Raw genomic sequence first — 26,400 nt, forward strand, 5'->3', positions numbered from 1 at the left:
ATCTAGAGCGCCCCAATCATGAGCGACAATCTCCTCAGCATCCCTTGCACCACCATCAAGGGCGAACAGAAAACCCTGGCGGATTACGCCGGCAAGGCCGTGCTGGTGGTCAACACCGCCAGCAAATGCGGTTTCACCCCGCAATACAAAGGCCTTGAAGAGCTGTGGCAGACCTACAAGGACCAGGGCCTGGTGGTACTGGGCTTTCCCTGCAATCAGTTCGGCAAGCAGGAGCCGGGTAACGAAGGGGCGATCAGCGAGTTCTGCGAGCTCAACTACGGAGTCAGTTTCCCGCTGTTCAAGAAAATCGAAGTCAATGGCGACGGTGCCCATCCATTGTTCGTGCAGCTGAAAAAGCGTGCGCCGGGTGTGCTCGGTTCCCAGGGCATCAAGTGGAACTTCACCAAGTTCCTGATCGGCAAGGACGGCCAGTTGGTCAAGCGCTTCGCGCCGGCGACCAAGCCGCAGGACTTGAGCAGCGAGATCGAAGCCCTGCTCAAATGAACACCTTGTCCGTTGATTCGCTGAGCCTCGACAGCCAGCTCTGCTTCAAACTGTATGCCGCGTCCCGGGCGGTGATTCGCGCCTACAAGCCGATGCTCGATCAGTTGGGCCTGACTTACCCGCAGTACCTGGCGATGCTGGTGTTGTGGGAATGGCAGGCAACAGCCCCGGAGCAGCCCACGGTCAAGGCCCTGGGCGAACGCCTGGCGCTGGATTCCGGCACGCTGACGCCGTTGCTCAAGCGTCTTGAGCAATTGCAGCTGGTTCAGCGCCAGCGCTCGGCGCGGGATGAGCGGGAGGTGCACCTGAGCCTGTCGCCCCAGGGCACGGCGCTGCGTGAACAGGTCGGCCCGCTCAAGGCCCGCCTGTTGTGCGACAGCGGCGTGGACCTGGATCGCCTGAATGAGCTGCGCGACGGCCTGGATCACTTGTTGGGGCAGATCAAGGCGCTGTCGTAGCCGGTATCCACACATCCAGCAGGGCGGCCAGCTCTTCTCGACGAAAAGGTTTGGCCAGGTAGTCGCTCATGCCCGCCGCACGGCAGCGTTCGCGCTCTTCGGACATGGCGTTGGCGGTCAGGGCGACGATGGGTAACTGCGGCCAGCGACCGCTGCGACGGATTTGCCGACTGGCCTCATAGCCATCCATGACCGGCATGTTGCAGTCCATCAGCACCAGATCGAAGTCGCGGCTCTCCAATTGATCCAGCGCTTCGGCGCCGTGCGCGGCGACGATCACGTCGCAACCGAGTTTGCCCAGCATGCCCTTGGCCACCAGCTGGTTGACCGGGTTGTCCTCGACCAGCAGCACCCGCGCCCGACGCTGCGCGAGGGTGGCGTCGACCCGGGTATCGCTGGGGGTGTCGGTTTGCACCAGGAGGATTCGCTGCAAGGTCTGGTGTAGCGCATTGCGTGCCAAAGGACGGGCCTGCTGCTGCAAGGGGGCGAGGGCGCTGGCCTCTTCGCTGGGCAGGAAGCTGCCGTAAGCGGTCACCAGCAGGATCGGCGCGCGGATGGTGGGGCGCAGGTTGAACAGGCACTCGGGGCAATCGGTGATCAGCACATCGGGGTCCAGACCGAGCAATGAGTCATCGATCGTGCGCTGTTGATAATCGAGCCCCCAACCAGGCAAAACACTTTTCAGCAGTTCCGCCAGGCCGCTGCCGGCGGCGGTAATTGCCACGATTTTGCCCTGCAGGGGGGGCGGGGCCAGTGCCCGGGTATGACTGGGCAGCGGCAGTTGCGCGCAGAACTGGCTGCCGAAACCGGCTTCAGAACTGATGGTGAGGCGACCTTGCATGGCTTCGCACAGGTTGTAGGTCAGGGCCAGGCCCAAGCCGGTGCCGCCGAATTGTCGGGTGATGCCGGCACCCGCCTGGGTGAAGGGCTGGAAGATCTTGACCTGCGCCTCCCGCGGGATGCCGATGCCCGTGTCGCAGACTTCGATGCTGACGCCATCCTTATAGGTCGACAGGCGCACATCGACCCGGCCGAAACGGGTGAACTTGAGCGCATTGGACAGCAGGTTGCTGACGATCTGCCGCACCCTTGTCGGATCGCCGAGCACCAGCGCAGGAAAGTCCGGGTCGATCAGGCAGGTCAGTTCGACACTCGGCGCGGCGTTCTGTGACAGCAGGTTGGCGGTGTCCTCGACCAGCGAGCCCAGGTCGAACGGGATGTGTTCGAGTTCGAGTTGGCCGGCGTCGAATTTCGACAGGTCGAGGATATCGTTGAGCAACTCCACCAGGACTTTGCCCGAGTCATGGGCGATGGCCAGCTGTTGCTGTTGCTCGGCATTCAGCGGGCCGTCCAGCGACAGCGCGATCATGCCCAGCAGGCCATTGAGGGGCGTGCGGATTTCGTGGCTCATGTTGGCCAGGAACACCGAGCGCGCTTCGGCCATGTCCAGGGCGGTGCTGCGAGCGACTTCCAGCTCCTGATTGGATTGACTGAGCCGGGCATTGATGGCCTTGAGCTCGGTCGTGCGCGCCGACACGATGTTTTCCAGCTGGGCAAGATAGTCGGTCAGGCGATTTTCGGCGTTGCGTCGCTGCTGGATTTCGGTGGCGATGTTTTCGAATTGCTGGTTGGCAACTTTCACCAGCACGCCGATTTCGTCGTTGGCGTGTCCCGCCGGGCATTCCAGCGACGTCGGCTCGGCGTTGCGTGGATCGCGGCCGCTGAGTTCGCGGATGACCCGCACCAAGGGCTTGGTCAGCATCACGTAGAACAGCGCCAGGAGGATGCCACTCAGCAGCAGGCTGCGGGCGAAACCGTTGATCAGGGTGACCTCGGCCCGGCGCAGGAAGCGGTAGCCGAATGAGTAAGTGTCGACGTCCAGTTGCAGGGTGCCCAGGGATTCGCCGGGCAAATGATCCAGGTACAGGCGGTCTTCGAACTGCCGATTGGCCCCGAATAGCAGGTCACTCAATACCCGATAGCCGCTTTGCAGGCCGGGACGCTTGACGTTGGCCAGGATATTGCCGTTGTTGTCGGTCAGTTTCGCACCAATGATCGCGGGCGAGCGCAGCAGGCCCAGGGTCAGTTCCTGGGCGAGTTCGGCGTCGATGTTGTAGGCGATGCGCGAGGCGGGGTTGTGGCTGATTTCGAGCAGAGACAGTATTTCACGGTTGATGGAGGCGTCTTCGCTGGCATAATCGATGCCTATTTGCAGCACGCTGAGCAGCATACCCAGGACGAAACCGACCAGCACGGTGAGCCGCGCCTGTTTGTAAGACAGGCGGTTGGTGAACTTGATATCCATGGGGTGCTGAATCACTTCCGTTTTCCTTCGCTGCTCAAGCATAGTCGATCATGCAGGGTGTTCCCATGAGCCCTGCCATAGGGCGGTTGACCGTTCATCGAACGCTGTATGTCGTATCTGTATCGCCATCATCACTGTGAACGTGCCCGAGGAGAAGACGTGGATTCCCGATTGAATGCTTTTCTTGAACGTGCCGATGCCGTTCTGGCCCGTATCGAACCGCTGCTGCCCACCCCTCGGCAAGCCATCGACTGGACCCATTGCCTGGCTGCGCGCTGGCAGCGCGAGGGACGCAGCGGTTTTCTGCTGCCGCTGCAGGTCAGCCTGGACATGCGCCTGAGCGACCTGATCGGCGTCGATCGCCAGGTTGAGCAACTGGGGCGTAATACCCGCCAGTTCCTCGATGGCATGCCGGCCAACCATGCGCTGCTCTGGGGTTCGCGCGGCACCGGTAAATCGTCGCTGGTGCGCGCCTTGCTGGCCGAGCACGCCCAGGCCGGTCTGCGCCTGATTGAAATCGAGCGCGATCACCTGGCGGACTTGCCGCGGGTGGTCGAGCAGATCGCCAAGCTGCCGCAGCGTTTCGTGCTGTTCTGCGATGACCTGTCTTTCGAGTCGGGCGAAGGCGATTATCGCGTACTCAAGAGCGTACTCGACGGTTCGCTCGAACAGGCGCCGGACAACGTGTTGCTCTACGCCACGTCCAACCGTCGCCACCTGGTGCCGGAAAAGGAAAGCGATAACGAAAACTGGAAACGCGTCGATGGCGAATTGCACCCCAGCGAGGCGGTGGAAGACAAGATCGCCCTGTCGGACCGTTTCGGCCTGTGGCTGTCGTTCTATCCGTTCACCCAGGAGCACTTCCTGAACGTGGTCGAGCACTGGATCGGCCAGTTGGCCGACAAGGCCGGCCTGCCGTGGCAGCGCACCGAAGAGCTGGACATCCTCGCGGTGCGCTGGGCCACCGGGCGGGGCAATCGCAACGGACGTTGCGCGTATCAATTTGCCCGCTATTGGGTGGGGCTCAAACTGTTGGAGCACAAGGCATGATCGATTTACAAAACAGCGGGCAGGGCCTCGAGGGCTACGGCATGCTGCACGCGCAGCTGGAATCCTTGCTGGCGGACGAGCGCGATTTCATTGCCAACGCCGCGCAGTTTTCGGCGTTCCTGTTCAATCAGCTCGAGGGCTTGAACTGGGCCGGGTTCTACCTCAATCGTAACGAAGAGCTGGTGCTGGGCCCGTTTCAAGGGCAGATCGCCTGCGTGCGGATTCCGTTCGGTCGGGGTGTGTGCGGCACGGCGGCGGCGACCTTGCAGACCCAGCGGGTCGAAGACGTGCACGCGTTTGCCGGGCATATCGCCTGCGACAGTGCATCGAACAGCGAACTGGTGGTGCCCCTGGTCAAGGACGGTCGCCTGATCGGCGTACTCGACCTCGACAGCCCGCAACTGGCGCGTTTCACCGCGCAGGATCAGGCCGGTATCGAGCAGCTGGCGGCTATCTTCCTGCGCCTGACCGACTGCTGATCAGCCTTTCAAGCCTGCCTTGACCAGCAGGCTTGAGGTATCCACGGCATCGATCTGCCCTGGATCGAGGAAGCGCCGGGCGTACTGCAGATAGATCTGTGCGTTGATGAACAGCTCGAACAACTGCGGGTCGATGTGCGCATCCCGGCACATGTTGGCCATGATGCCCAGCGCTTCGCTCAGGGTCTTGGCTTTCTTGTAGGGGCGGTCGGCGGCGGTCAGCGCCTCGAAGATATCGGCAATCGCCATCATCCGCGCCGGCAGGCTCATCTGCTCACGCTTCAAGCGTTTCGGATAACCCGTGCCGTCCATTTTTTCGTGGTGGCCGCCGGCGATCTCCGCGACATTGCCCAGGTGTTCGGGGAAGGGCAGTTGGCTGAGCATCAGGATCGTCTGCACCATGTGGTGGTTGATGATGTAGCGCTCCTCAGAGGTCAAGGTGCCTCGGGTTATGCTCAGATTGTAGAGCTCGCCGCGGTTGTACTTGTAGCGCGGGACATCGAGCTTGAAACCCCAGGGATTGTCCTCGGCAATCAATTCGGTTTCGGCGCGCTCGAACAGATGCTCGGGCCGGTCCGCCAGCAACGCCTCGCGGACCGGCAGCGTGGGTGCCGGCGTACGCGCCTGGCGCTGGTTTTCTTCCCAGGAAACACCCAGCCGGTCATCCAGGGTTCGCGTCCAGGTGCGCTGCGCGATGCTGCGCAGGCGCTGCAGGTCGGCTTCGGCCATGGCCTCGCCGCCCAGGTTGCAGCGGGCGATGAAGGCGAAATCGTCATTGAGCGCCGTCAGGCTGGCCTCTCGCTGTTGCGCCAGCTGTTGCTCGTCGCCACCTTGGGCGATGGCTTGCCAATAGTCGATCCAGGCATCGCGCTTGAGAACTTCGAAGCGAGTGCGTATTTCGTGGATACGGTCGTTCAGGGTTTCCAGTTTCGTGGCTTTGTCGACCACGTATTCCGGGGTCGTCACCTTGCCGCAGTCGTGCAGCCAGGCGGCGATGTGCAGCGCCTCCCAATCATCGTCCGTGGGCTGATAGCCGCGAAAGGCCGGGTCCTGGCTGGCGGCCGCGGCCTGGGCGAGCATCAGTGTCAGGGCCGGGACTCGCTGGCAATGGCCACCGGTGTAGGGGCTCTTGGCATCGATCGCGCCGGCCAGCAGTTTGATGAAGGCGTCCAGCAGCTGTTTTTGCCGGTCTTGCAAGCGCTGGCTTTCGATACTCACGGCGGCCGCACCGGACACCGCCTGCAGGAACGCGATGCGGTCGGGACGCAGTTTGTCCAGGTCGCTCTGGTTGCCGCTGTCGGCCAGCAGAAACACCAGCAGGCCCACGGTTTCGTTGTGACGATTGTGCAAGCGGATGCCGATCAGGTGAACTCGGGGACAGGCCATGGCCAGCAGGACTTTCTGCATGTCTCCCGCCTGTTCGAAGCCCAGGTGGGAGACGACGTTGTCGGCCGTCGATAGCTGCTGCAGCCAGGCGGGGCTGTGCGCATCATGAAGCCCGTGTGCGCTGAGGTCGAAAGACGACAGAGTTTGTGCCGTGTCGTTGATCACCAGGCCCTGGGGTTCCATAAGATCGCCATCCCCTTCGCGCAGGTAGATCAGGCCGGCCTGGGCCTGGCCAATCCTGACCGTTTCAAACAGCACCCGCTGCAGCAATGGGGCAAACCGGGTCTCGGCGCTCAGGCTGTCGGTGATCTGGAAGAAGCTCGCCAGGGTGTCTTTCATGCGCGCCATGGACAGGCTCAGTTGGTCGACCTCGAGCACCGGAGAGCGACGGGCGGCGGGAAAATTGAAATCGAAGCTGCGAATGGCATCCGCCTCCTGCACCAGGGCGCGCAGGGGCTTGACCAGGATCCTGGACGTCAGCCATCCCAATGGCACGCACAACAACAGGGTCGCCAGAGTAATCAGTGCGCCTTGCCAGCGCATGCGATAGGCGTCGGCAAGCAATTCATCTTCCGGTACCAGCATCGCCAGTTGCAGCCCCTGGGGGCCGCCTTCCTGCATGCTGCTGCGGGCAACGATCCAGCTACGGCCCATGGCCGTCAGGCGATTGCCAGGCCTGGGGTTGTCGAGCAGTGCTTTCAGACCGGGACTCAGGTCGGCGGCCTTGGCCAGGCGGGCGGTTTGATCGTCGACGATCAGGCGACGACTGTCGGGATAAGCGATGGCATTGCCCTGGGCATCGAACAGGACGATCTCGGTCGCCGGTGTCACCACATGTTTGGCCAAGGTGGCCGAGAGCTCGGCCAGGGTCAGGTCGGCAGCGATCACCGCATGCTCGCCGCTACGCCGTGCCAGGGTGGTGCCGACATGGTGGGTCGAGAAAAAGACGTAGGGTTCGGTGGTGATCTGGTCGACATCCTGGCTGGCACTGGTGAACCAGGCCCTGCTACGCGGATCATAGGTTTCGTCGAGATTGTCCTGACGACCGAGGAGCGTCAGGTCCTGATCGAAAAACAAGGATTGCGAATGCACCTGGCCGCTGCTGTTTCGCTCGATGCTCCATACCTGGTAGGCCGCGGTATCCGGGGCCTTGAGCAGCGCTTTCAGGTCTGGCGTGCGCAGCGGGCGAACCATGAAAAAGTCACCGTTGTCGTATCCCAGGTATAACGAAGCCAGGTCGGGGTTGTCCTTGAGCGACTGGCTGAAAGGCTGGAGCAGCGCCAGGCGCTGTTGCAGGTCGAGGGCCTGGGCTGCGGGGTTGTGCCGCAACAGGCTCAACAGATGCCGAATCGGCTCATAGGTGGCGTGCAGGTCCAGGCGCACATCCTGCTCGATTCGACTGAACAGCTTTTCGCTGCTCGAAAGAATGATCTGAGTGGTTTGCCGGTAGTGGAAAATGCCCAGCACGACCCCGGTCAGCAACAGCAGCAAAGTGAACATCACGCTGATATGAACGTGCAGGGGAAATCGCCGTTGAACCGGGCGCAGTGGGCTGGGCATGCAGGTCACTCCGTGATGGTTAACACACTGCTCCGGGTCCAAGCATAGTTAAGGCTCGGGTATTGTGCCTTTGTCGTTTTGTCCGATTTGTTGCAGCAATGCCTGTTCCAGTTCGAGCAGGGCGCGCTCCACGGCGTCGCAGTATTTGGCAACGTTCTCAGGGGAGAAGCGCTCATGGCAGGTGGCTTCGAGCGCCTCGCAGCTGTCGATCAACCGGGTGGCCTGAACGATTCGGGCGGCGCCCTTGATTTTATGGGCTATGTCGAGAAAGGCCTGCGGGTCCGGGGTGTCGGACAGTGCCAGCAGTTCCTGTCGATCCAGGCGGTTGCTGTTCAACAGTTCGGTCAGCAGGCGCAGGTCCAGCGCCGGGTCGCCCCCCGTCAACAAATGCAAGCCTTGCAGGCTGAAGGCCGGGGCCACGACCCTGGGCTTGATTTCCTTTATTCCCTTGATGCCCGTGACCCATTGACTCAAGGCGGCCAGGGACAGGGGCTTGAACAGGCAGTCGTCCATCCCGGCCTGTTTGCAGCGTTGAACTTCTTCCGGCTGAGCGTTGGCGGTAAAGCCCAGGAGGGTGCAACGCGGCTGTTGAGTGTGTCGTTCGTGTCGACGAATGGCCTGGGCCAGTTCATACCCATTCATGACTGGCATGTTGCAATCGGCGACCACCAGGTCGAAGGCGGCGGATTTCCATGCGTCCAATCCAGCCTGGCCGTCCGCCGCGACGCTGAATCGATGACCCAGGAACTCAAGCTGCTGGCACATCAGCAAGCGGTTGGCCGCGTGGTCGTCGACCACCAGCACATTCAAGGGGATTGTCGCGCAGTAGATGGGAGGCTCGGCGGTTTGCGCCCTGGAGTCGCGAGGCAGTGTGGATAACGGCAACGAAATCCTTACCCGGGTACCGACGCCCGGCTGGCTGCTCAACTGCAGGCTGCCGTTCATCATTTCGCACAGGCTGCGACTGATCACCAGTCCAAGCCCGGCACCGCCCCGTGCCGACTGCCCGGTATTGGCGGCTTGAGCGAAAGGTTCGAACAGGCGTTGCTGATCCTCATGACTGATCCCCGGGCCGCTGTCTTCGACCAGCAACAGCATGTGCGCCCGGTCAGCCTCGCTGCTCAGGTCCAGGGTCACAATAATCCTGACCTGGCCGTGCTCGGTAAACTTGATGGCATTGCTGACCAGGTTCGACAACACCTGCTTGAAGCGCAGGGGATCGAGCAACACGTCGATAGCCGGATTGGCCGGGTTGAATTGCAGTTGCAACTCGAGTCCCTTTTGCCGGGCCAGCCCATCGAAGATACGCGCTACCGACGCCACGATTTCCTCCGGGTTGACCCGTTCCGGGTTCAGGCTCAGGTGCCCGGACTCGATGCGCGCAATATCGAGAATGTCCCCGATCAGTTCCAGCAGGTCCTTTGCCGAGTGGTACGCCACATCAATGGCGGGACGATCCGGGTGGTGTTGTTCGATGCGCTTGAGCGTCAGTTCGAGCATGCCGATGACGGCATTCATCGGGGTGCGGATTTCATGGCTCATGGTGGCCAGGAACGTGCTCTTGGCCCGGTTGGCTTCGTCGGCGCGCTCTTTGGCGCATCGCAGGTCATCGAACAATTGGCGCCGTTCGCTGATGTCGATCCAGCCGCCAATGATGCCTTGCACCTCACCGCTCGAGTCGCGGTAGGGAAGAATCCAGTGATAGATGGTCAACCGGCGACCGCCAATGTGCAGCGCACGGTCAAGGATCATCGGCGTGCCTTCGGCCACCACTCGCTGGTAATCGGCCTGGTACTCGCGCGCTTCGAAGGCGTTGCTCATGGTGCCCTGGATCACGCTTTTGCCGATCACGTCTTCGCGTTTTGCGTTAAAGGCGCGCAAGTAGCTGTCGTTGCAACTTTGCAGCAGTCCTTGACGATCACGCACATAGATCGGGTGAGGCGTGCCGTTGACCAGTGAACGCATGAACTCGAATTGATCGTTCAGCGCTCGTTCGGCCGCCTTGCGCTGGTTGATCTGGCGCCGCATGTAGGCGTTCCAGGTCACGGAGATCAGCAACAGCAAGCCGGCGCCGATCACGATCTGATAGAACACCCGCTGATATTGGCGCCAGGTGTTTTGCGAGGAGGCCGAATAGCCGCGCCAGCGACTGTTGATGACGCCCAGCTCCTGCGGCGCGATGCTCAACAGTGCCTTGTTGAGGATGTCATTGAGTTCCTTGGCCTCGCGCCCCGTTGCCAGGGAGAACGCCGCCTGCTGGGTGCCTATGGTGGTGCTGATTTGCAGCTCGGTTTCGAACAGTTGCGAGGCGATGAAGTAGTTGGCGATCACCAGTGAATTCACCGCTCCTTCAACCCGGCCTTCGGCGAGCATTTCCACGGCGCTGAAGGCGTCCGGGGTCTGGATCAACCTGATCTGCGGGAACTCGCTGCGCAGATAGTCCATAAGCGGGTTGCCGCGGGCAATGGCCAGGCTTTTGTTCTTGAGCTGTGCAAGGTTTGTCGGACTGTCGTGCGCCTTGCGTGTCAGCAGGACATAGGAGTTCTGCAGGTACGGGCGGGTAAAGTTCAGCAAGGTATCCCGTTGTGCACTAGGGAGCATCGCGGCGATCAGATCGGCTTGATCGGTGTTGATTCGCTTGATCATGTCGCTGTCGCTACGGCTGCGCTGAACGTCGAAGCGCAGGCCGGTGCGCAATCTGATCAGCTCAAGCAAATCCGCGGCAATCCCGCGAAAGTTACCGGCACTGTCAAAAAACGTCAGCGGCGCATAGGCCTCATTGACGACCACCCGGACCACTGGATGTTGCGCCAGCCAGCGCTCCTCACTGTAACTGAGCTGCAGTTTTTGATCGGTGAGCAGGATATCGCTCCCGGCGCTCCAGCGTTTGGCGATGTTTTCCCGTTCGCTGGCGGGGATGGCCATGAGCGTCGTATTGATGATGGCGAGCAGTTGAGGATTGTTCCTGTGCACGGCAAAGCTGAAACCATGGGCTTCGTGCTTGCCGAAACTGGCCATGCGAATATTGTTCAGATAACCCTTGTTGATCATGTAATGGGTTGAAATGGTGTCGCCGAGAAAAACATCGGCCTGGCCGAAAGCCACTGCATTGATCGCGTTCTGGTAGGACGGGTAGGCGTCGATGATTGCCTTCGGGTATAGGGCCTTGACCTCCTCCAGGGGCAGGTAGTGATACACCATGCTGAGCCGCAAACCGGCCAGGCCATCATTGAGCGGCCGGGTTTCGCCTTCACGTGTCACCAGCACCGGTTGATCGACCGCATAGGGTGTGGAAAGCGCGATGTCGTCATTGTTCGCTTCGAATCCGTTGGCGGTGCCCAGCAGGTCGACCTCGCCTTTTTCGAGCGCTTCGATCGCCGCTCCCCGGGAGGCGAAGCGTTGAACCTTGACGGGCAGGCCGAGGGCCTCGCCGAGTATGCCCGCGTAGTCGGCGGTAAACCCTTCATATTCACGGCCGCTGCTGGTCAGGTCGAAAGGGGGGTAGTCGGGTGCCGAGGTGCCGAGGATCAGCTCACGTTTACCCTCGACCCATTGTCGTTGTGATTGATCCAGCTGGACTTCCAGGTGCAGGGGCGCTGAACGACTGAGCAAGGCATATTGTTCATGCTCCTGCGCGGCGTACAGCTCGGTGCACAGGCACAAGCCCGTGGACATGATCAGCAGATAGTCCTTCAAGCGGCTGGGCATTCTGTGCCTCACACTAACGCGTTACGTTTTGCCATCTCGATGAGTTCAACCAGGGATTTGGCCTTGAGTTTCTGCATGAGTCGTTTTTTATAAGTGCTGACGGTCTTGTTACTCAGGAACATGCCTTTGGCAATTTCCTTGTTACTGCGACCCTGGGCAAAAAGTTGCAATACCATGAGTTCCCGGTCATTGACTGACTTGAACAGTTCAAGTTCGGCGCACCGCGCTTCGTCACCACGGGCAGGGTTCAAGGCTTCACTGGGAAAGTAGTTATAACCGGACAGTACCGCTTTGATGGCGCTCACCAGCTCACTTAGATCTTCCTGTTTGCATACATAACCCGAGGCACCGGATTGCATGCAGCGGATACCGAATAATGTTGGGCATTGTGCAGTCAATACCAGGATTCTCAGGGGTGTACTCATTGCGTTGAAACGGGCAAGCACTTCCAGTCCATCCAGTTTGGGAATGCTGATATCGAGAATGACCAGGTCGGGCATGCATTCACGCACCATCTGCATGGCATCGACACCATTATCGGTTTCACCGACGACCTTGTAGCCCTCGTGTTCCAGCAACATGCGAACGGCAAGGCGGATGACAGGATGATCGTCGACAATAAAAACGGAGTTCATAATCAAATCCCTGCGAGCTCGGATAAAGCGCGCACCTTAGCTCAGATAGTTAGGGGGACGTATGAACTGACGGGTCTGTCGTAGCAATATAGGAATGTTCCTACATGCGAAAAGGAAATGGATTACGTGTCAACCGGTATTTTTTGGTAAGTTGCCACAAAAGATGTTGCTGTTTAGTTATTGGGAGCAGGGTGGTGATATGTGGGTTACACACTTTTTAAAGGCGCTTGGTTGCTGGGTGACGGTATCAGTTTCAATAAGTATCTCAGCTCGCACTGTTTTAATGGTTTTATCAAGCAGCCAAGTAATGGCAGTCCATTGACGAGGGCCAGATTTTCAAGTTCGCCCAGTTCATTGGATGTCAGGCTGCTTAACAGTATGGCCTGCTTGATCAGCCCCTGGTGGCTGGCGATTGATATCAGGTCGATGCCGCAAACGTCGGGCAGGCATTGGTCGCATAACAGGATGTCGAAGGGCTGCTCGGCGCTGAGCATGTGGTGCAAGGCGCTCCTGGCACAATCGCTGGTGGTCAAGTGAGTGAAGCCGTAACTCTCGAGCAGACATTGGGTGGCCCTGAGCTGAAACGGATGGTCCTCCACCAGCATGATGCGCAGATTGTCGTTGATCATGGTGTTCACGCTTCTTCTGTCGGAACGATAGGCGTGATTGTTTCCCGACAGCCGCCGCGCATTCGATCAGTGCACTCGACAGGCGTTGTAGGGGGATTCGGTGTTGCTTGAATGTTTTTGGATTTTCAGGACTGATCGGCCATTACCGAGGGGGTAATGGCTGATCTATCGCTTGTCGTCAGTGGCTGGAACGACCGGTCATTTCCAGGGCCATGTGGCTGGCGTAGCTGTCGGTCATGCCGGCGATGAAATCGATCATGCGCAAAAACGAGTTGTGCAGAGGGCCGTTCGGATCGGGTGCATTGTTGCCCAGCAGGTCGAGCACCCGCCGGCTCTTGAAGGACGGCGTTCGACCGTTGTGCTGCTCCAGTGCGGCACCGCAAAAAGCATTGAGCAGAATTTCCAGGGTGGTATAGGCACCGATCTCATGCAGGGTCTTGCGCTTGTCCTGGAAGATCTTCTGCCGCGCCATGTCCTTGGCATTGAGCACACAGCGTTTGGCCGGGCCGTGCATGTGCTCCACCAGGTCACCCGCCAGGGTGCCGGCCAACAGCGCATCCTGCTGCTCGACAAAGGCGCGGGCCGCGGCATTGGTCAGGTGTTCGATGGCCTTGCCGCGCAGGATCGCCAGTTTGCGCCGCCGCGAATCCTGCGGGCCGAGCAGGCGATAGGTTTGCGGCAGATCGTCGCCCACCAGGTCCAGTAACAGCGACTCGACTTCGGCATACTCCAGCAAGTCCATTTCCAGGCCGTCTTCGAGGTCGATCAAGGCGTAGCAGATGTCATCGGCGGCCTCCATCAGGTACACCAGCGGATGGCGCGCCCAGCGCTGCTCCTCCAGTTGCGGCAGGCCAAGTTTTTGCGCGATCTGCTCCAGCAGCGGCAGCTCGCTCTGGTAGCAACCGAACTTGTGTTTCTTGTACCCCAGCGAGTCGGCGTGCCTGGCCGTCCATGGATACTTCAGGTAAGTGCCCAGGGTGGCATAGGTCAGCCGGGTTCCGCCGTCGAACTGGTGGTACTCAAGCTGGGTCAATACCCGAAAGCCCTGGGCGTTGCCTTCGAAGTTGAGGAAGTCATTGCGTTGCGCTTCGCTCATCGCATCCAGCCAGCCGCGTCCCGCGGCCTGCTGGAACCAGTGCCGGATCGCGTCTTCGCCGGAATGGCCGAAGGGTGGATTGCCAATGTCATGGGCCAGGCAGGCCGATTGCACCACCATCCCCAGGTCACTGGGATCACACCAGTCGGGCAGGGCGCCGCGGATGGTTTCGCCGACGCGCATGCCCAGTGAGCGGCCGACGCAACTGACTTCCAGCGAATGGGTCAGGCGCGTGTGGATATGGTCGTTGCTGTGCACGGGATGAACCTGGGTCTTGCGCCCCAGACGGCGGAACGCCCCCGAGAAAATGATGCGGTCATGGTCTTTGTGAAAAGGACTGCGGCCCAGTTCTTCCGGGCTGTGCAGGGGCTTTCCGAGGCGTTCGCGGGTAAGCAGGGTAGGCCAATCCAAGGCTGGTTCGCTCCGTCAGGGGACTGATCGGGTAGCTTCCCGGTTCGCAACGCTGCCTGCAAGCGTCACTACAGCCCGACCGCGTCGATATCGATGAGCAGCAGGCGTTCGCCGTTGTCGAAAAATTGTCCGGCGGTGAGGCAGTACTGATTGCTGGTGGCGTCGCGGTAGGTGTTGGAGAGGGTCAGCTGCGGCTCCTCACAACCCTGCGCCAGCAGGTGATAGAAATACGGGCGCCAGGACCAGTTATGGCCCAGGTAGCGGTTGTCGGCGACCCAGCCGTTGTTGCGCCATTCCAGGTTGGGCGTCAACTGCGTGCCGTGACGGTCGCACTGATAGAAACGCAGCAGCCAGGGAAAGGCATCCAGTTGTGGCAGGGCACTCAGGGGCGCGCAAGTCTGTGCCCAGTGCTGCAGGATCGCCATCAGTTCGCCCAGTTGTTGGCGCATGATCATCAGGCGACCGCGTTCGGCCAACTTCTGCTGCACATAGCGCTGGCGCAGGTGGGCAAAGCGCTCGACGAAGGCATCGGCGGCAAAGAAATCCGCTTGTGCCCGGGCAAACAGAAACCCCTGGACATAACGTGAGCCGCACTCCAGGGCAAAATTCAGTTGCGCTTCGGTTTCCACGCCTTCGGCAATGATCCAGCACCCGGTTTTTTCCGCCATTTGTGCCAGCGCCTTGACCACGTCACTGCTGGGGCCGCCCAACGCGGCTGCCTGGAACAGGCGCATGTCGAGCTTGAGGATGTCTGGCTGCAGCGCCAGTACCCGATCGAGCTGGGAGTAGCCGGCGCCGAAATCATCGATGGCAATCCGTGCGCCGGCTTGCCGGTAACGCGCCACTACCTGTGCCAGGCGCTGGATGTCGCCACCCAGTTCGGTAATTTCGAAAACGATGCGCTGCGGATCTATTCCGTGCTTTTGCAGCTGACCAAGACTTGGCAAGGGTTGGTCCGGGCGCAGGCGGCTGATCCAGCGGGGGGAAATGTTCAGGCTGAGAAACCAGTCGCCAGGCGCTTCGTGCAGGCGACTCAGGGCGTTATCGCGCAGCTGACGGTCGAGGCGACGCAGGGCGACGGCGTTGGTGCGGGGATCGGCGAACAGCGGCCCCACCGAGGCGAGTTGGCCGTCGGCCTGACGCAGTCGGCCCAGGGCTTCCACGCCGGCGATACGGCCGGTGGCGGTATCGATGAACGGCTGAAAGCAGGCGAGCGGTTGCCCGTCGATCACAAGGCCTCCTTGGATGGATCTTGTTGTTGGATAAAGCCTGGTCACCGGGTAGGCGCGCAGGATCGAACCCCTCGATAGAGAGGTTCGATCCTGCGGTTACTGCAAGAATGTAGCCAGATACTGACAGGGTCAGTGTTTACGCGAAGAGCCTTGCATGACCAGCTTGACCAGAGGCCCCAGCGTGGTGCCCAGGCGGATCAGCCGGGTCAGGCTGCCCACGCCTGCGCCGCTCCGCGTGCCCTTACCGGTCAGGAAGCCCAACAAGGTAACGGCCGCCACGCCCCACAGCGGTGCATGCTTGATGCCGAACCCATCGTGCAGGTTCTGGCCCATGCCACGCAGCCGATGCAGGGGTTGCAGCAGTTGCCCGGATTCGTGACGGATTTCCTGGCGATGCATTTCCATGCGCAGGCGGATCAGTGCCTTGCGCATTTCCGTGCGTGAGCTGTTTCGAGGCAGTTCAGGCAGGTTCATGGCAGCAGGCGCTCCCGATCATTGGCCAATTCTTCCAACGTGCCATGGAAGGGCGAGGATTCATCGAAGATTGCCGCTCTCAGGCGTATCCCGCAGAACACGCAGGCAAGGGTGTAGAACACGCACAGTGAGATGATGGCGGGCAGGCGATAGGTGTCCCAGAACACGATCAACACCAGTGTCGACAGCCCAACCAACAACAATAACGCGAACACCAGTGCCAGGCCGGCAAACAGCAACAGGCTTACGGTGCGGGCCTTTTGCTCCTGCAATTCGATACCGAACAGTTCGACGTGACTGTGCAGCAACCCAAGAACGGCGGCGCCGAGGCGTCGCGGTGAGGAACTGGCGCCCGTCCCGGACGAGCCGATTTCATCGATCGCCATGATCAGCGCCGGGTTGCCAGCAAGCCAATGAGGAAACCCACGCCGGCGGCAATACCGACCGATTGCCATGGGTTGGCCTGGACATAGTCCTCGGTGGCGGTCACGGCAGCCTTGCCGCGTTCGCGCAGGGAGTCTTCGGTCAGTTTCAGGGTTTCCCTTGCACGCAGCAGACTGTCGTGGATCTGGTCGCGCAATTCATCGGCCTGGTCACCGGCCAGGGAGGCGGTGTGTTCCAGCAACCGTTCGGTATCGCTGACCAGTGTCTGAAAATCGCTCATCAGGATTTCTTGAGCAGTCTTTGCCTTGATGCTGGCCATTGGTGATCTCCATAAGTGGCGTCTGAATCGTTCGAGTATGAGCCTTGTGCGAAGGTTCAGTACAAATGACTGGTACAACTTTTGCTGTGTCGTGGTGCGTCGGCTCGCGCCGTTGCGCTGTTGCTGGGCAAGATTCCAGTAAAACCTTAACTCAAACAATCAAAACCCGCGCAAATGTCCCGGTCGTGATTGGCCTTGATGAACCCCGTGCTTCAAAACGGTTCATCGGGAGAGACCTGTTCGATTCGACAAGTCTCAACTTGGTGCATGGATTGCCCGCGCGAACTGCTTTGGTGCTTTTTTTCAGCCTTAAGGTCTGCCAAATCCATGGAAAATCTGCAAAGCGCTGTGGACACCCTGGTTCATAGCTCCAATACATTGTTCATCCTGATCGGTGCGGTCATGGTGTTGGCCATGCACGCCGGCTTCGCCTTCCTGGAAGTCGGGACTGTCCGGCAAAAAAACCAGGTCAATGCCCTGTCGAAAATCCTCAGCGACTTCGCCGTTTCCACACTGGCTTACTTCTTTATAGGCTATTGGATTTCCTACGGCGTCACCTTTATGCAACCGGCGGCCGTGATCAACGCCGATCACGGCTATGGCCTGGTGAAGTTTTTCTTCCTGCTGACCTTTGCCGCGGCGATCCCGGCGATCATTTCCGGGGGCATCGCCGAGCGTGCCCGGTTCGTTCCGCAATTGTGCGCGACAGCGTTGATTGTGGCGTTCATCTATCCCTTCTTCGAGGGCATGATCTGGAACGGCAACCTGGGTCTGCAGGCCTGGCTGCTGGAGCGCTTTGGCGCCAGCTTCCATGATTTCGCCGGTTCCGTTGTCGTTCACGCCATGGGCGGTTGGCTGGCGCTGGCGGCGGTGCTGTTGCTTGGGCCACGCAATGGGCGTTATCGCGAAGGGCGGCTGGTGGCGTTCGCGCCGTCGAGCATTCCGTTCCTGGCGTTGGGCTCGTGGATTCTCATTGTCGGCTGGTTCGGCTTCAACGTGATGAGTGCGCAAACCCTGCAAGGGGTCAGCGGGCTGGTTGCGGTGAACTCGTTGATGGCCATGGTCGGCGGCACGATGGCGGCGCTGATCGTCGGGCGCAATGACCCGGGCTTTCTGCACAACGGGCCGCTGGCCGGTCTGGTGGCGATCTGTGCTGGCTCCGACCTGATGCATCCGGTGGGTGCGCTGGTCACCGGTGCCATTGCCGGGGCGCTGTTTGTCTGGTGCTTTACGGCCGCACAAGGCAAATGGCATATCGATGACGTGCTTGGCGTGTGGCCGCTGCATGGTCTGTGTGGCGTCTGGGGCGGGGTAGCCTGTGGCATCTTCGGCCAGGCGGCCTTGGGCGGGTTGGGCGGTGTGAGCATCGTCAGCCAGTTGATCGGTACGGCACTGGGTGTGGTGGTAGCGCTGGCCGGTGGTTTTGCGGTGTATGGCGTGATCAAGGCATTCCATGGTTTGCGCCTGAGCCAGGAAGAAGAGTATTACGGCGCGGACTTGTCGGTGCACAAGATCGGCGCCGTCAGCCAGGATTAGCCGTGGTTCATTGGCTCGACGACATTTCGGGGCGGGCCTAGAATAAGCACTCAATTTCTTGGTAGAGCGCTCATGCTTCCTGAATGTCAGCTGTTCGGCACTCTCGGGTGTCATCTCTGTGAAGTGGCCGAAGCCATGTTGATGGAGTTTGTCGAGCGTGGCCTGCTGGTGGAACTGGTGGACATCGCTGACGACGAATCCTGGTTCGCCGCCTACAGCCTGCGCATCCCGGTATTGCGTCGGGTCGATACCGGCGCGGAACTGGGTTGGCCGTTCAGTGCCGACGAAGTGGTTGCCTTCCTGGGTTAAACGGTTTTGTGGGTGGACAGGTTCCGCCCGTCGAACTTTAGAGCCGATCCCCTTGGCTTAATCGACGCTATTCGGATACTGTATGCGCATACAGTTATCCGGATTGCTGTCCTGCTGCCGTTGATTTTTGGCGTTGGGCGGGGCAACTCCGGGCGTGAGGGGGATGAGTCGTGGTCAATGTCGAACAATTGAAAAGCAGCGTTAATCGCATGTCGGTGGATGTGGTACGCGAAGCCGTCGCCGAATTGCGCCTGGACGGCCTGGTGACGGAAGGAAAAACGCCCTTCAACAAGCTGCATTTCAATACCTGCTTTGCCGAAATCGAAGCCTTGTTCCAGCGCGCGGGCTTTCACCGCCAGCTGGATGTCGTGGGTTATCAGGGGTTGTTGTATGCACTGTATGACCCGGGTCGCTGGGAGGCGGTCGACGTGCTGCGCTGGCTCAAGGAGTACACCGAGGCGGCGCAGATACCGGCGTGAGGATTCTGCGCTAGGTTCGTTTGCGCTGCTGTTGGATAATGCCGCTCTGCATTCAAGGTAAGAGCTTTTGTATGTCCACTTCAGCATTTTCTGCTGCACACAGCCAGGCCAGCACGCTGTACCTGCCGCCTGGCCCGTGGCAGACCGTTTTCGATTGCCTGTGCGAGCACTTCAGCGCCATCAGTCGTGAACAATGGCTGGACAGAATCGCTCGCGGTCGCGTCCTCGATGGGCAGGGCGCGCCCATTGCCCTTGACCTGCCTTACAGGGAAGGCCTGCGGATTCACTATTTTCGCGAAGTGCCTGACGAAAAACCGATCCCGGTGGTCGAGTCGATCCTGTACGCGGACGAGCATCTGGTGGTGGCGGACAAGCCACATTTTCTACCCGTAACCCCGGCGGGTGAGTACGTCGAACAGACCTTGTTGCGTCGCCTTATCCGTCGCCTGGACAACCCGCACCTGGTTCCCTTGCATCGCATCGACCGGCATACCGCGGGTCTGGTGCTGTTTTCCGCCAACCCGCAGAGCCGTTCGGCGTATCAGTCGCTGTTTCCTTCGCGGCAGATCGAAAAGCGCTACGAGGCTATCGCCCGGGCATTACCTGACCTGACGTTTCCACTGGTGCACAAGAGCCGACTCATCGATGGCGAGCCGTTCTTTCGCATGCAGGAAGGGCCGGGCGCCAGCAACACCGAGACGGCTGTGGAAGTCCGGGAAAAGAACGGCGACCTCTGGCGCTATGGGCTTTATCCGGTGACGGGCAAGAAACATCAGTTGCGGGTGCACATGACCGCCCTGGGCGCCAGCATCTGCAACGACCCGTTTTATCCCCGGGTGCTCAAGGACGTGGAAGATGACTATGCCAACCCGCTGAAACTGCTGGCCCAGGGGCTGAAATTTGTAGACCCGGTGACGGGTGAGGGCCGGGAGTTCGAGAGCGCAATCACGTTGCAGTGGTGAGCAGGGCATTCAAAAAAATCGAATTTATGCCCAGGTCTGCAGTCTTTTGATCAGGCGCCACGCCTGTGGCGTTCGATACCTCCCATGCAAGGAGATATTCATGAAACGCACGGTTTTCGCCGGAATGTTGATTTGCACCGCCCTGTTGGCCTCTCCCGTATTCGCCGCAGACAGCGACCTGTGCACCATCAAGCTCCAGGAGCTCAAGGACAAGGTCACCAGCCTGCCGGCCACGTCCGAAAACACCACCATGGAAATCAAGCGGATGCAGGCCAGCGCTGAATCGGCCCGGGCCGCCAACGACGACAAGAAATGCATCACCGAGGCCACGCAGGCACTGGCACGCGTGGATAAACTGAACAATGAGCCGAACCCTTAGCGAGGGTTTTCCAGAGGCGAATAAAAATGCCCCGACCAGTCGGGGCATTTTCATGTATCCGGTAGTCGCCGCGAAGATTACAACTCTTTGACGGTACGAACCTGATCCTTGTTGATGCGGGTCTGCTTGCCATCCAGCTGTTCGAATTCGTAGAAGCCCGAATCCTGGTCGTAGTTTGGCGTGTCGACGGCCTGGATTTCGCGACCGTCATTCAAGGTGATCACAGTAGGCGATGCGCAACCGGCGAGGGTAGCGAGGCCCAGTGCAAGCATGAAAGTGGCCAGGGTCCGTTGAGTCATGGAAGTGTCTCCGAAAAAATGAATTCTTTTGGTTGCTGGGCTTGAGACGTAAACAGCGCGCGCAAGTTCCTTGGTACTCAGTCTGACACAGTGTCTGACGTACTTAACAGTTCGGGCGTGTTGAGGTTTGCCAGGCGCGGATCGTTGTCGGGGCACTGCAACGCAGTAGCACCCAGCTGGCGCATCAGTCGACCCGGGCTACGTTCACCCTCCTTCCAGGCCGTTTCGAAATCAGCGCGCAGTGCCACTGGAATAATGCACAGCAACGGCTCCCAGTGGCCGTCATGGCGCAGCATCAAGGGTTTGTCCGGATGCTGGCTGGCGGCTTCGCGCATGCTGCTGAGCAGTGCCTGGTCAATGCGCGGGACATCACATGGCAAGACTAGCAGATGATTGTGACGGGCCGCTTTGAGACCGGCACGAATGCCCGCCAATGGCCCCGGAAAATCGCCTTCGTCGTCATGGACCAATTGATCGGCGTAGGGCGCGTACTTTTCCAGGTTCCGGTTGCACGAGATGATCAGGTCATCGCTCAGCGCACGTGTCTTGCGATGCAGATGTGCAATCAGCGGCTCGCCGTGCCATTCCAGCAATCCCTTGTCCTGGCCGCCCATGCGCTGGCCGCGGCCGCCTGCCAGGAGCAAAATGGAGCAGGGTGGCAACGCTGGGTTCGAAGTCATGGCAGGCCTCCATGGGGGCGGCGAAAAATGAGGTCGCTGTGATATAACACCGGGCTGTTTCTCCTACAACTGGACGAGCCTATGAAAGCCAAGGCTGATGTACCTTTCGCGCCGCTCAACATCGCGGTGCTGACGGTCAGCGATACCCGTACCCTGGAAACCGATACCTCAGGCCAGCTATTCGTTGACCGCCTGACGGCTGCCGGACACAACCTGGCCTGCCGGGTTTTGCTCAAAGATGACCTCTACAAGATTCGCGCGCAAGTTGCCAACTGGATCGCCGACGAGGTCGTACAGGTGGTGCTGATCACCGGCGGCACCGGGTTCACCGGTCGTGACAGCACGCCGGAAGCAGTGAGCTGCCTGCTCGACAAACAAGTCGATGGTTTTGGTGAATTGTTCCGCCAGATATCGGTGGCGGACATCGGCACATCGACCGTCCAGTCCCGCGCCTTGGCCGGCCTGGCCAACGGCACGCTGGTGTGCTGCCTGCCGGGGTCGACCAATGCGGTACGCACCGGTTGGGATGGCATTCTTGGCGAGCAGCTGGATTCGCGCCATCGCCCGTGCAATTTCGTGACTCACCTGAAACAGGCGGCACCCTGTGAATCCCGCGGGTAAGCCGGGCAAGACCGGGACCCTGATGCCGGTCGAGGTAGCCCTGGCGCGTCTGCTGGAAATGGCCGACGCCTCACGGATTGTAGAGCGCGAGCGTTTGCCGTTGGCGCAGGTCGAGGGCCGGGTGCTGGCCGACGATCTGCTGTCGTCCCTCGATCTGCCGCCGTGGCCCAATAGCGCGATGGATGGTTATGCCTTGCGCGTGGCTGACTGGAACGCAGAGCCGCTGGTGGTCAGTCAGAAAGTCTTTGCCGGCCAGGCCCCCGTTGCGTTGACGCCGGGCACCTGCGCGCGAATCTTTACCGGCGCACCTGTGCCGCCGGGTGCCGATTGCGTCGAGATGCAGGAGAACGCCGAAGTCCAGGCGGATGGACGTGTCCGTTTCACCGAGTCCCTGGTCATCGGGCAGAACATTCGTCCACAAGGACAGGAAACCACCGTTGGTGAACTGATCCTGCCGGCGGGCACGCGGCTGGGGCCGATCGAGCAAGGTCTGGCCGCCTCGCTGGGGTGTGCCGAGCTTGCGGTGATCCGCAAGGTTCGCGTAGCGGTGCTGTCCACCGGGGATGAACTGATCGAGCCGGGTCAGCCGCTGGGGCCGGGGCAGATCTACAACAGCAACCGTGTGTTGCTCTGCAGCTGGTTGCAGCGCCTGGGTTGCGAGGTGATCGACGCCGGGATCCTGCCGGATGACCTGGACACCACGCGCGCGCGCCTGGGCGAACTGGGGAATGTCGACCTGATTCTCTCGACCGGCGGCGTATCGGTGGGGGAGGCCGACTTCCTGGGCATGGCCCTGCGAGAAGAGGGCGAGCTGGCGCTGTGGAAACTGGCCATCAAGCCCGGAAAACCCCTGACCTTCGGACATTTTCGTAGCGTGCCGGTGATCGGCCTGCCGGGCAATCCAGCCTCGACCCTGGTGACCTTTGCCTTGCTGGCAAGGCCTTACCTGCTGCGCCGCATGGGTGTGCAGGAGGTGGAGCCGCTGAAGGTGCAAGTGCCTGCAGGGTTCGACTGGACTAAGGCCGGCAATCGACGCGAGTACCTGCGCGGTCGCCTGGAGAACGGCCAGGCCATCATCTACCGCAATCAGAGTTCCGGTGTGCTGCGCAGCGCCGCGTGGGCCGATGGACTGGTCGAGGTCATGGAGGAGCGGACGCTGGTGGCAGGTGACAGCGTCTACTTCATTCCGCTGAGCGAAGTATTGAGCTGATCTGGGCCACGCGGTGACGCAAGCCCGGTCGATTGAGCCGGGTTTTGCGTCCATGGTAGATCAATGAGCCAGCAGCAGGGAGACGACCTGGTCGAAACGGCTGTTGGCGATCCAGCCCAGCAGCCCCAGGACAACGACTGTTCCGCCCACCGAATAGGCAAGCCTGAGCCTGATTGACTTGACGTCACTGCGAATCCTTTCCAGGTCGCCTCGCAGGGTTTCGAGGTGTGTCTCAAGCTCGTTGACGCGAGGTTGCATAGGAACTTCTCCACTGGATTTTGCACTGCTGACGAGTTCAGCTGGATGATCGGCCCGTTTCATTGCGAGCGGCACTACCGGCATCACCGGTGACCTGATGTCATGTCGTTGCATTGCACATCCTTGTGTCTGTCCTGCTGATGACTGAAAACCGCTGACACAAAAGTGTACCAATCGCCATTTCTGGTCAATTGAGCCGATTCCTCACGTTTTGTAAGAAAATTCTCCTTATTGGACTCAAGCGTAAATAATTCATTTTTTTGCGACTTTTCAGGAGGGTGGTGAGGTCACATGTCCCATACGCCTTCAATGATGGGGAGTGACGACAATGAGCGAACGCAAGGCACTGTTGATTCTGCATGGCAAGCAGGCGCTCAACGAAGCGGTTCGGGCCGCCGTCGAGGAAAAGCGTGAACAAGGCTGGGACCTGGCCGTGCGCCTGACCTGGGAAGCCGGGGATGCGCAACGGCTGGTGAGCGAAGCGCTGGAGGCGGGTTATCGGCGGATCATTGCCGGTGGCGGCGACGGCACCTTGCGCGATATTGCCGAAGCCATGGCCGGCCAGTCGCCGGAGGCCAGCCTGGTGCTGATGCCGCTGGGCACCGCCAACGATTTTGCCCGTGCTGCCGGTGTGCCGCTGGAGCCGGATCAGGCACTGGCGCTGCTGGACGTTGCCCCCAGCGCCATCGACCTGGGGGAAGTCGGTGGCCAGGTGTTCCTGAATATGGCCACCGGTGGTTTTGGCAGCCAGGTCACGGCCAATACCTCCGAAGAACTGAAGAAAGTCCTCGGTGGTGCGGCGTATCTGTTCACCGGCTTGACGCGTTTCAGTGAGCTGCATGCGGCGTATGGTGAATTGCAGGGGCCTGATTTTCACTGGAGTGGCGAGTTGCTGGCGCTGGGGATCGGTAACGGTCGACAGGCGGGTGGTGGGCATGTGCTCTGCCCAGAGGCTTTGGCGGACGACGGGCTGCTCGACATCAGCATTCTGCCGGCACCGCAGGAGCTGGTCGGCACCTTGAAGAACCTGCTGGCCGATGGTTTCGGACTCGATAGCATGTTCGTCCGCGCCCGCCTGCCATGGGTTGAGATCAAGGCCTCTGAGGGCCTCTACATCAACCTTGACGGCGAACCGCTCGAGGGTGACAGCCTGCGGTTCTCGGCTCGGCCGGCGGCGCTGCAGGTGCATTTGCCCGAGCAGTCACCCTTGTTGAGCAGGGCTGGAGCTGTCAGTCGTCCAGACTGATGATCTGCTCGCGCACGGCGAACAAGACAAGGCCGGCCACGTCAAATATCTGCAAGCGCTTCATGACTTGCGAGCGATGGGTTTCCACGGTCTTGACGCTCAGGCCCAGGCCGTTGGCGATTTCCCGGGTGGATTTGCCACGCACGATCAACCGCAGGATTTCCAGCTGACGGGCTGTCAGGTTGTGCGAGTCTGCCGCGGCCGCCGGGCTGTTCTGGGTCCGGTTCAACGCCTGGGTGATCACGGTATGGGCGATGGCCGGGCTCAGGTAGCGCTCATTGTTACGCAAGGCTTCCAGCGCGTGTTCCAGTTCGGTGGCCGTGGTGTCCTTGAGTAAATAGCCATGGGCCCCGGATTCCAGGGCTTGCATGATGAGTGCCGGGTCGGTGTGCATCGACAGGATCAGCACCTTGCTGTGCGGACGGACCCGCTTGAGCTGTTGCAAGGCTTCGAGGCCACCGGTCTGCTTCATGGAAATATCCAGCAGCACGATATCCGGCGACAGTCGCTGGGCCATTTCGAGCAGCTGCGAGCCATCGTTGGCCTCGCCGACAACCGCATAGCCAGGAAGGTCCAGCACCAGGGCGCGCACGCCAGCCCTGATCAGCGAGTGGTCATCCACCAGAAGCAAGTTACAAGTCAATGCATAACCTTATTCGTATTGGCCCGTTCGAACTCACGGGGTGCCCATGGGAAGAGGGCTTCGATTTGGGTGCCTTTGCCTGGCTGACTGGTCACGGTCAGCGTGCCGCCCAGTTGTTTGATCCGTTCCGACATCCCGGCCATGCCGCGTTGTCCTTCACGCCCCGGATCGGTGGCCGGCGCGAAACCGCGGCCATCGTCACTGATCAGCAATGCCAGGCCCTGGGGCAAACGCTGCAGGCAGACCAGCAGGTTTTGCGCATCGGCATGGCGCAGCATGTTGGTGACGGCCTCCTGGGTGATGCGAAAGGCCGCCACTGCCATTTCTTCCGGGATGCCGGTCAGTCGTTGCTGGCACTCCAGGCTCCAGTGCACCGGGGTGTTGCTCAGCGTCTTGAGCAAATGCGCCCGCAGGCTGGCTTCCAGCCCAAGGCTGGCCAGTTGTCGGGGGTTGAGGATGGCCGATACATCGCGAACCTTGGCGAGGGTTTCATCCAGCGTGTCGCACAGCACCGAGCATTGCCCCTGCAGGTCTTCGGGCATCCTGCGCTTGAGCCAGTCACTCTGAAGTTTTGCCGCGGTCAGCAACTGGCCGATGTCGTCGTGCAATTCCCGACTGAGGCGATGGCGTTCGTTTTCCTGGACTTGCAGCATCCGTTCGGCCAGCTCCTGAGGTTGGAACTTGATCGACTTGCGTGACAGGCGGTATTGCATCCAGACGCAGCCCAGCGCAGCAAGATCGAGCGCCAGCAGACCCAGCGGCAACTGCGTGGACAGGCCGTAGACCAGCAGGCTGCCGAGTGTCGAGCCGGCGCATAGAAGCAGCGTGAACCGGCGTGCGTTATCTGGGGAGGGTGGCCATTTGGCGATTGAATTGAGGCTGGCGTACATAGCGGATGGAGCCAATGGATGTTCGCTGCGGGCCGATCGGTCATGTTCGCTGACAGATCGATGATTTTTTTATGTCAGCTTTCGACTTCAACGGTTTTTTGTATAAGAAAACCACGGTCTTGTATAAGAAATCAGACCTGAACTTTTTAGCTGAGTTGTCTGCAATCGCGTTGCCGTTAATTGACGTCAACTAATGGGCGGCATAATAGCACTTCGAATACCGTTGGTCGCGCTTGTGATTAGATGTCCAGGAGGACA

The 26,400-nt window shown here is 60.3% G+C and carries 27 protein-coding genes; 12 read left to right on the forward strand and 15 right to left on the reverse strand.

Annotated elements, in window-relative coordinates; all coding sequences use genetic code 11:
• The first annotated feature begins 18 nt into the window (after nucleotides 1-18).
• Together SOP95_RS10295 and SOP95_RS10300 are read left to right on the forward strand one after the other, a co-directional pair.
• Nucleotides 19-504: a glutathione peroxidase gene (locus SOP95_RS10295; RefSeq protein WP_323607034.1), complete on the forward strand. Its 486-nt coding sequence runs from the start codon at nucleotides 19-21 to the stop codon at nucleotides 502-504.
• Nucleotides 501-962 (forward strand): MarR family winged helix-turn-helix transcriptional regulator, encoded by a 462-nt coding sequence (locus SOP95_RS10300; protein WP_323607035.1) that lies wholly within the window; start codon nucleotides 501-503, stop codon nucleotides 960-962. The genes SOP95_RS10295 and SOP95_RS10300 overlap by 4 nt, the downstream gene beginning before the upstream one ends.
• Here SOP95_RS10300 and SOP95_RS10305 read toward each other — a convergent pair.
• Nucleotides 946-3,309, reverse strand: coding sequence for a hybrid sensor histidine kinase/response regulator (locus tag SOP95_RS10305; protein ID WP_323607037.1), 2,364 nt, complete (start codon nucleotides 3,307-3,309; stop codon nucleotides 946-948). The genes SOP95_RS10300 and SOP95_RS10305 overlap by 17 nt on opposite strands.
• Before the next feature lie 117 nt (nucleotides 3,310-3,426).
• Between SOP95_RS10305 and SOP95_RS10310 the strand changes: the two genes are divergently transcribed.
• Both SOP95_RS10310 and SOP95_RS10315 read left to right on the forward strand, forming a co-directional pair.
• Nucleotides 3,427-4,317 carry an ATP-binding protein gene (locus SOP95_RS10310; RefSeq protein WP_274073043.1) on the forward strand — a complete coding sequence of 297 codons (891 nt, stop codon included), beginning with the start codon at nucleotides 3,427-3,429 and terminating at the stop codon, nucleotides 4,315-4,317.
• A complete protein-coding gene (locus SOP95_RS10315; RefSeq protein ID WP_274073044.1) occupies nucleotides 4,314-4,796 on the forward strand; it encodes a GAF domain-containing protein in 483 nt (160 codons plus the stop codon). The genes SOP95_RS10310 and SOP95_RS10315 overlap by 4 nt, the downstream gene beginning before the upstream one ends.
• On the opposite strand, the gene SOP95_RS10320 is transcribed toward SOP95_RS10315, so the two are convergent.
• The 9 genes from SOP95_RS10320 to SOP95_RS10360 all read right to left on the reverse strand — a co-directional run bounded on the left by SOP95_RS10320 (nucleotide 4,797) and on the right by SOP95_RS10360 (nucleotide 16,630).
• Nucleotides 4,797-7,742 carry an HD domain-containing phosphohydrolase gene (locus tag SOP95_RS10320; RefSeq protein ID WP_323607040.1) on the reverse strand — a complete coding sequence of 982 codons (2,946 nt, stop codon included), beginning with the start codon at nucleotides 7,740-7,742 and terminating at the stop codon, nucleotides 4,797-4,799.
• Between the two features lie 48 nt (nucleotides 7,743-7,790).
• Nucleotides 7,791-11,450, reverse strand: coding sequence for a transporter substrate-binding domain-containing protein (locus SOP95_RS10325; RefSeq protein ID WP_323607041.1), 3,660 nt, complete (start codon nucleotides 11,448-11,450; stop codon nucleotides 7,791-7,793).
• An 8-nt stretch (nucleotides 11,451-11,458) separates the two neighbouring features.
• A complete protein-coding gene (locus SOP95_RS10330) occupies nucleotides 11,459-12,085 on the reverse strand; it encodes a response regulator transcription factor (protein WP_274073047.1) in 627 nt (208 codons plus the stop codon).
• A gap of 206 nt (nucleotides 12,086-12,291) precedes the next feature.
• Nucleotides 12,292-12,714 carry a response regulator gene (locus tag SOP95_RS10335; RefSeq protein WP_323607043.1) on the reverse strand — a complete coding sequence of 141 codons (423 nt, stop codon included), beginning with the start codon at nucleotides 12,712-12,714 and terminating at the stop codon, nucleotides 12,292-12,294.
• A gap of 178 nt (nucleotides 12,715-12,892) precedes the next feature.
• Nucleotides 12,893-14,221 carry a deoxyguanosinetriphosphate triphosphohydrolase gene (locus SOP95_RS10340; RefSeq protein WP_323607045.1) on the reverse strand — a complete coding sequence of 443 codons (1,329 nt, stop codon included), beginning with the start codon at nucleotides 14,219-14,221 and terminating at the stop codon, nucleotides 12,893-12,895.
• 68 nt (nucleotides 14,222-14,289) lie between these two features.
• Entirely contained in the window at nucleotides 14,290-15,453 is a 1,164-nt protein-coding gene (locus SOP95_RS10345; RefSeq protein ID WP_323607047.1) for an EAL domain-containing protein, read from the reverse strand.
• Nucleotides 15,454-15,582: 129 nt separating this feature from the next.
• Nucleotides 15,583-15,927: a hypothetical protein gene (locus SOP95_RS10350; RefSeq protein ID WP_323607049.1), complete on the reverse strand. Its 345-nt coding sequence runs from the start codon at nucleotides 15,925-15,927 to the stop codon at nucleotides 15,583-15,585.
• Nucleotides 15,924-16,313, reverse strand: a complete 390-nt coding sequence (locus SOP95_RS10355) for a phage holin family protein (RefSeq protein ID WP_274073096.1) — start codon at nucleotides 16,311-16,313, stop codon at nucleotides 15,924-15,926. Before SOP95_RS10355 ends, SOP95_RS10350 begins: the two co-directional genes overlap by 4 nt.
• Before the next feature lie 2 nt (nucleotides 16,314-16,315).
• Complete coding sequence (locus tag SOP95_RS10360) at nucleotides 16,316-16,630, reverse strand: DUF883 family protein (RefSeq protein WP_008055105.1); 315 nt, start codon at nucleotides 16,628-16,630, stop codon at nucleotides 16,316-16,318.
• Between the two features lie 327 nt (nucleotides 16,631-16,957).
• On the opposite strand from SOP95_RS10360, the gene SOP95_RS10365 reads away from it, so the two are divergent.
• The 5 genes from SOP95_RS10365 to SOP95_RS10385 all read left to right on the forward strand — a co-directional run bounded on the left by SOP95_RS10365 (nucleotide 16,958) and on the right by SOP95_RS10385 (nucleotide 20,295).
• Nucleotides 16,958-18,166, forward strand: coding sequence for an ammonium transporter (locus tag SOP95_RS10365; RefSeq protein ID WP_323607053.1), 1,209 nt, complete (start codon nucleotides 16,958-16,960; stop codon nucleotides 18,164-18,166).
• Between the two features lie 72 nt (nucleotides 18,167-18,238).
• The gene (locus SOP95_RS10370; RefSeq protein WP_102700819.1) at nucleotides 18,239-18,475 is read left to right on the forward strand and encodes a glutaredoxin family protein; all 237 of its coding nucleotides are present in this window, start codon (nucleotides 18,239-18,241) and stop codon (nucleotides 18,473-18,475) included.
• Between the two features lie 170 nt (nucleotides 18,476-18,645).
• Nucleotides 18,646-18,954, forward strand: coding sequence for a transcriptional regulator (locus SOP95_RS10375; RefSeq protein ID WP_274073098.1), 309 nt, complete (start codon nucleotides 18,646-18,648; stop codon nucleotides 18,952-18,954).
• A gap of 71 nt (nucleotides 18,955-19,025) precedes the next feature.
• Nucleotides 19,026-19,916 (forward strand): pseudouridine synthase, encoded by an 891-nt coding sequence (locus tag SOP95_RS10380; protein WP_274073099.1) that lies wholly within the window; start codon nucleotides 19,026-19,028, stop codon nucleotides 19,914-19,916.
• Between the two features lie 100 nt (nucleotides 19,917-20,016).
• Nucleotides 20,017-20,295 carry a hypothetical protein gene (locus SOP95_RS10385; protein ID WP_323607054.1) on the forward strand — a complete coding sequence of 93 codons (279 nt, stop codon included), beginning with the start codon at nucleotides 20,017-20,019 and terminating at the stop codon, nucleotides 20,293-20,295.
• Between the two features lie 77 nt (nucleotides 20,296-20,372).
• Here the strand turns inward: SOP95_RS10385 and SOP95_RS10390 are convergent, their stop codons facing one another.
• Together SOP95_RS10390 and mobA are read right to left on the reverse strand one after the other, a co-directional pair.
• Nucleotides 20,373-20,594, reverse strand: a complete 222-nt coding sequence (locus tag SOP95_RS10390; RefSeq protein WP_274073101.1) for a YgdI/YgdR family lipoprotein — start codon at nucleotides 20,592-20,594, stop codon at nucleotides 20,373-20,375.
• Nucleotides 20,595-20,671: 77 nt separating this feature from the next.
• Nucleotides 20,672-21,274: a molybdenum cofactor guanylyltransferase MobA gene (mobA, locus tag SOP95_RS10395; RefSeq protein WP_274073102.1), complete on the reverse strand. Its 603-nt coding sequence runs from the start codon at nucleotides 21,272-21,274 to the stop codon at nucleotides 20,672-20,674.
• A gap of 81 nt (nucleotides 21,275-21,355) precedes the next feature.
• Between mobA and moaB the strand changes: the two genes are divergently transcribed.
• Nucleotides 21,356-21,895, forward strand: a complete 540-nt coding sequence (moaB, locus tag SOP95_RS10400; RefSeq protein ID WP_008055114.1) for a molybdenum cofactor biosynthesis protein B — start codon at nucleotides 21,356-21,358, stop codon at nucleotides 21,893-21,895.
• A 22-nt stretch (nucleotides 21,896-21,917) separates the two neighbouring features.
• On the forward strand, nucleotides 21,918-23,105 hold the full coding sequence (locus SOP95_RS10405; protein WP_425313617.1) for a molybdopterin-binding protein: 1,188 nt from the start codon (nucleotides 21,918-21,920) through the stop codon (nucleotides 23,103-23,105).
• Between the two features lie 60 nt (nucleotides 23,106-23,165).
• On the opposite strand, the gene SOP95_RS10410 is transcribed toward SOP95_RS10405, so the two are convergent.
• Complete coding sequence (locus SOP95_RS10410) at nucleotides 23,166-23,477, reverse strand: hypothetical protein (protein ID WP_323607055.1); 312 nt, start codon at nucleotides 23,475-23,477, stop codon at nucleotides 23,166-23,168.
• 214 nt (nucleotides 23,478-23,691) lie between these two features.
• Here SOP95_RS10410 and yegS point away from each other — a divergent pair, with 214 nt between their 5' ends.
• Nucleotides 23,692-24,609: a lipid kinase YegS gene (yegS, locus tag SOP95_RS10415; protein WP_323607056.1), complete on the forward strand. Its 918-nt coding sequence runs from the start codon at nucleotides 23,692-23,694 to the stop codon at nucleotides 24,607-24,609.
• Here the strand turns inward: yegS and SOP95_RS10420 are convergent.
• On the reverse strand, nucleotides 24,593-25,252 hold the full coding sequence (locus tag SOP95_RS10420) for a response regulator transcription factor (RefSeq protein ID WP_323607057.1): 660 nt from the start codon (nucleotides 25,250-25,252) through the stop codon (nucleotides 24,593-24,595). The genes yegS and SOP95_RS10420 overlap by 17 nt on opposite strands.
• The gene (locus SOP95_RS10425; protein WP_274073284.1) at nucleotides 25,249-26,142 is read right to left on the reverse strand and encodes a sensor histidine kinase; all 894 of its coding nucleotides are present in this window, start codon (nucleotides 26,140-26,142) and stop codon (nucleotides 25,249-25,251) included. The genes SOP95_RS10420 and SOP95_RS10425 overlap by 4 nt, the downstream gene beginning before the upstream one ends.
• Nucleotides 26,143-26,400: the final 258 nt, after the last annotated feature.

Source organism: Pseudomonas sp. YuFO8 (genome assembly GCF_035065025.1).
Taxonomy (GTDB): Bacteria; Pseudomonadota; Gammaproteobacteria; order Pseudomonadales; family Pseudomonadaceae; genus Aquipseudomonas; species Aquipseudomonas putida_AE.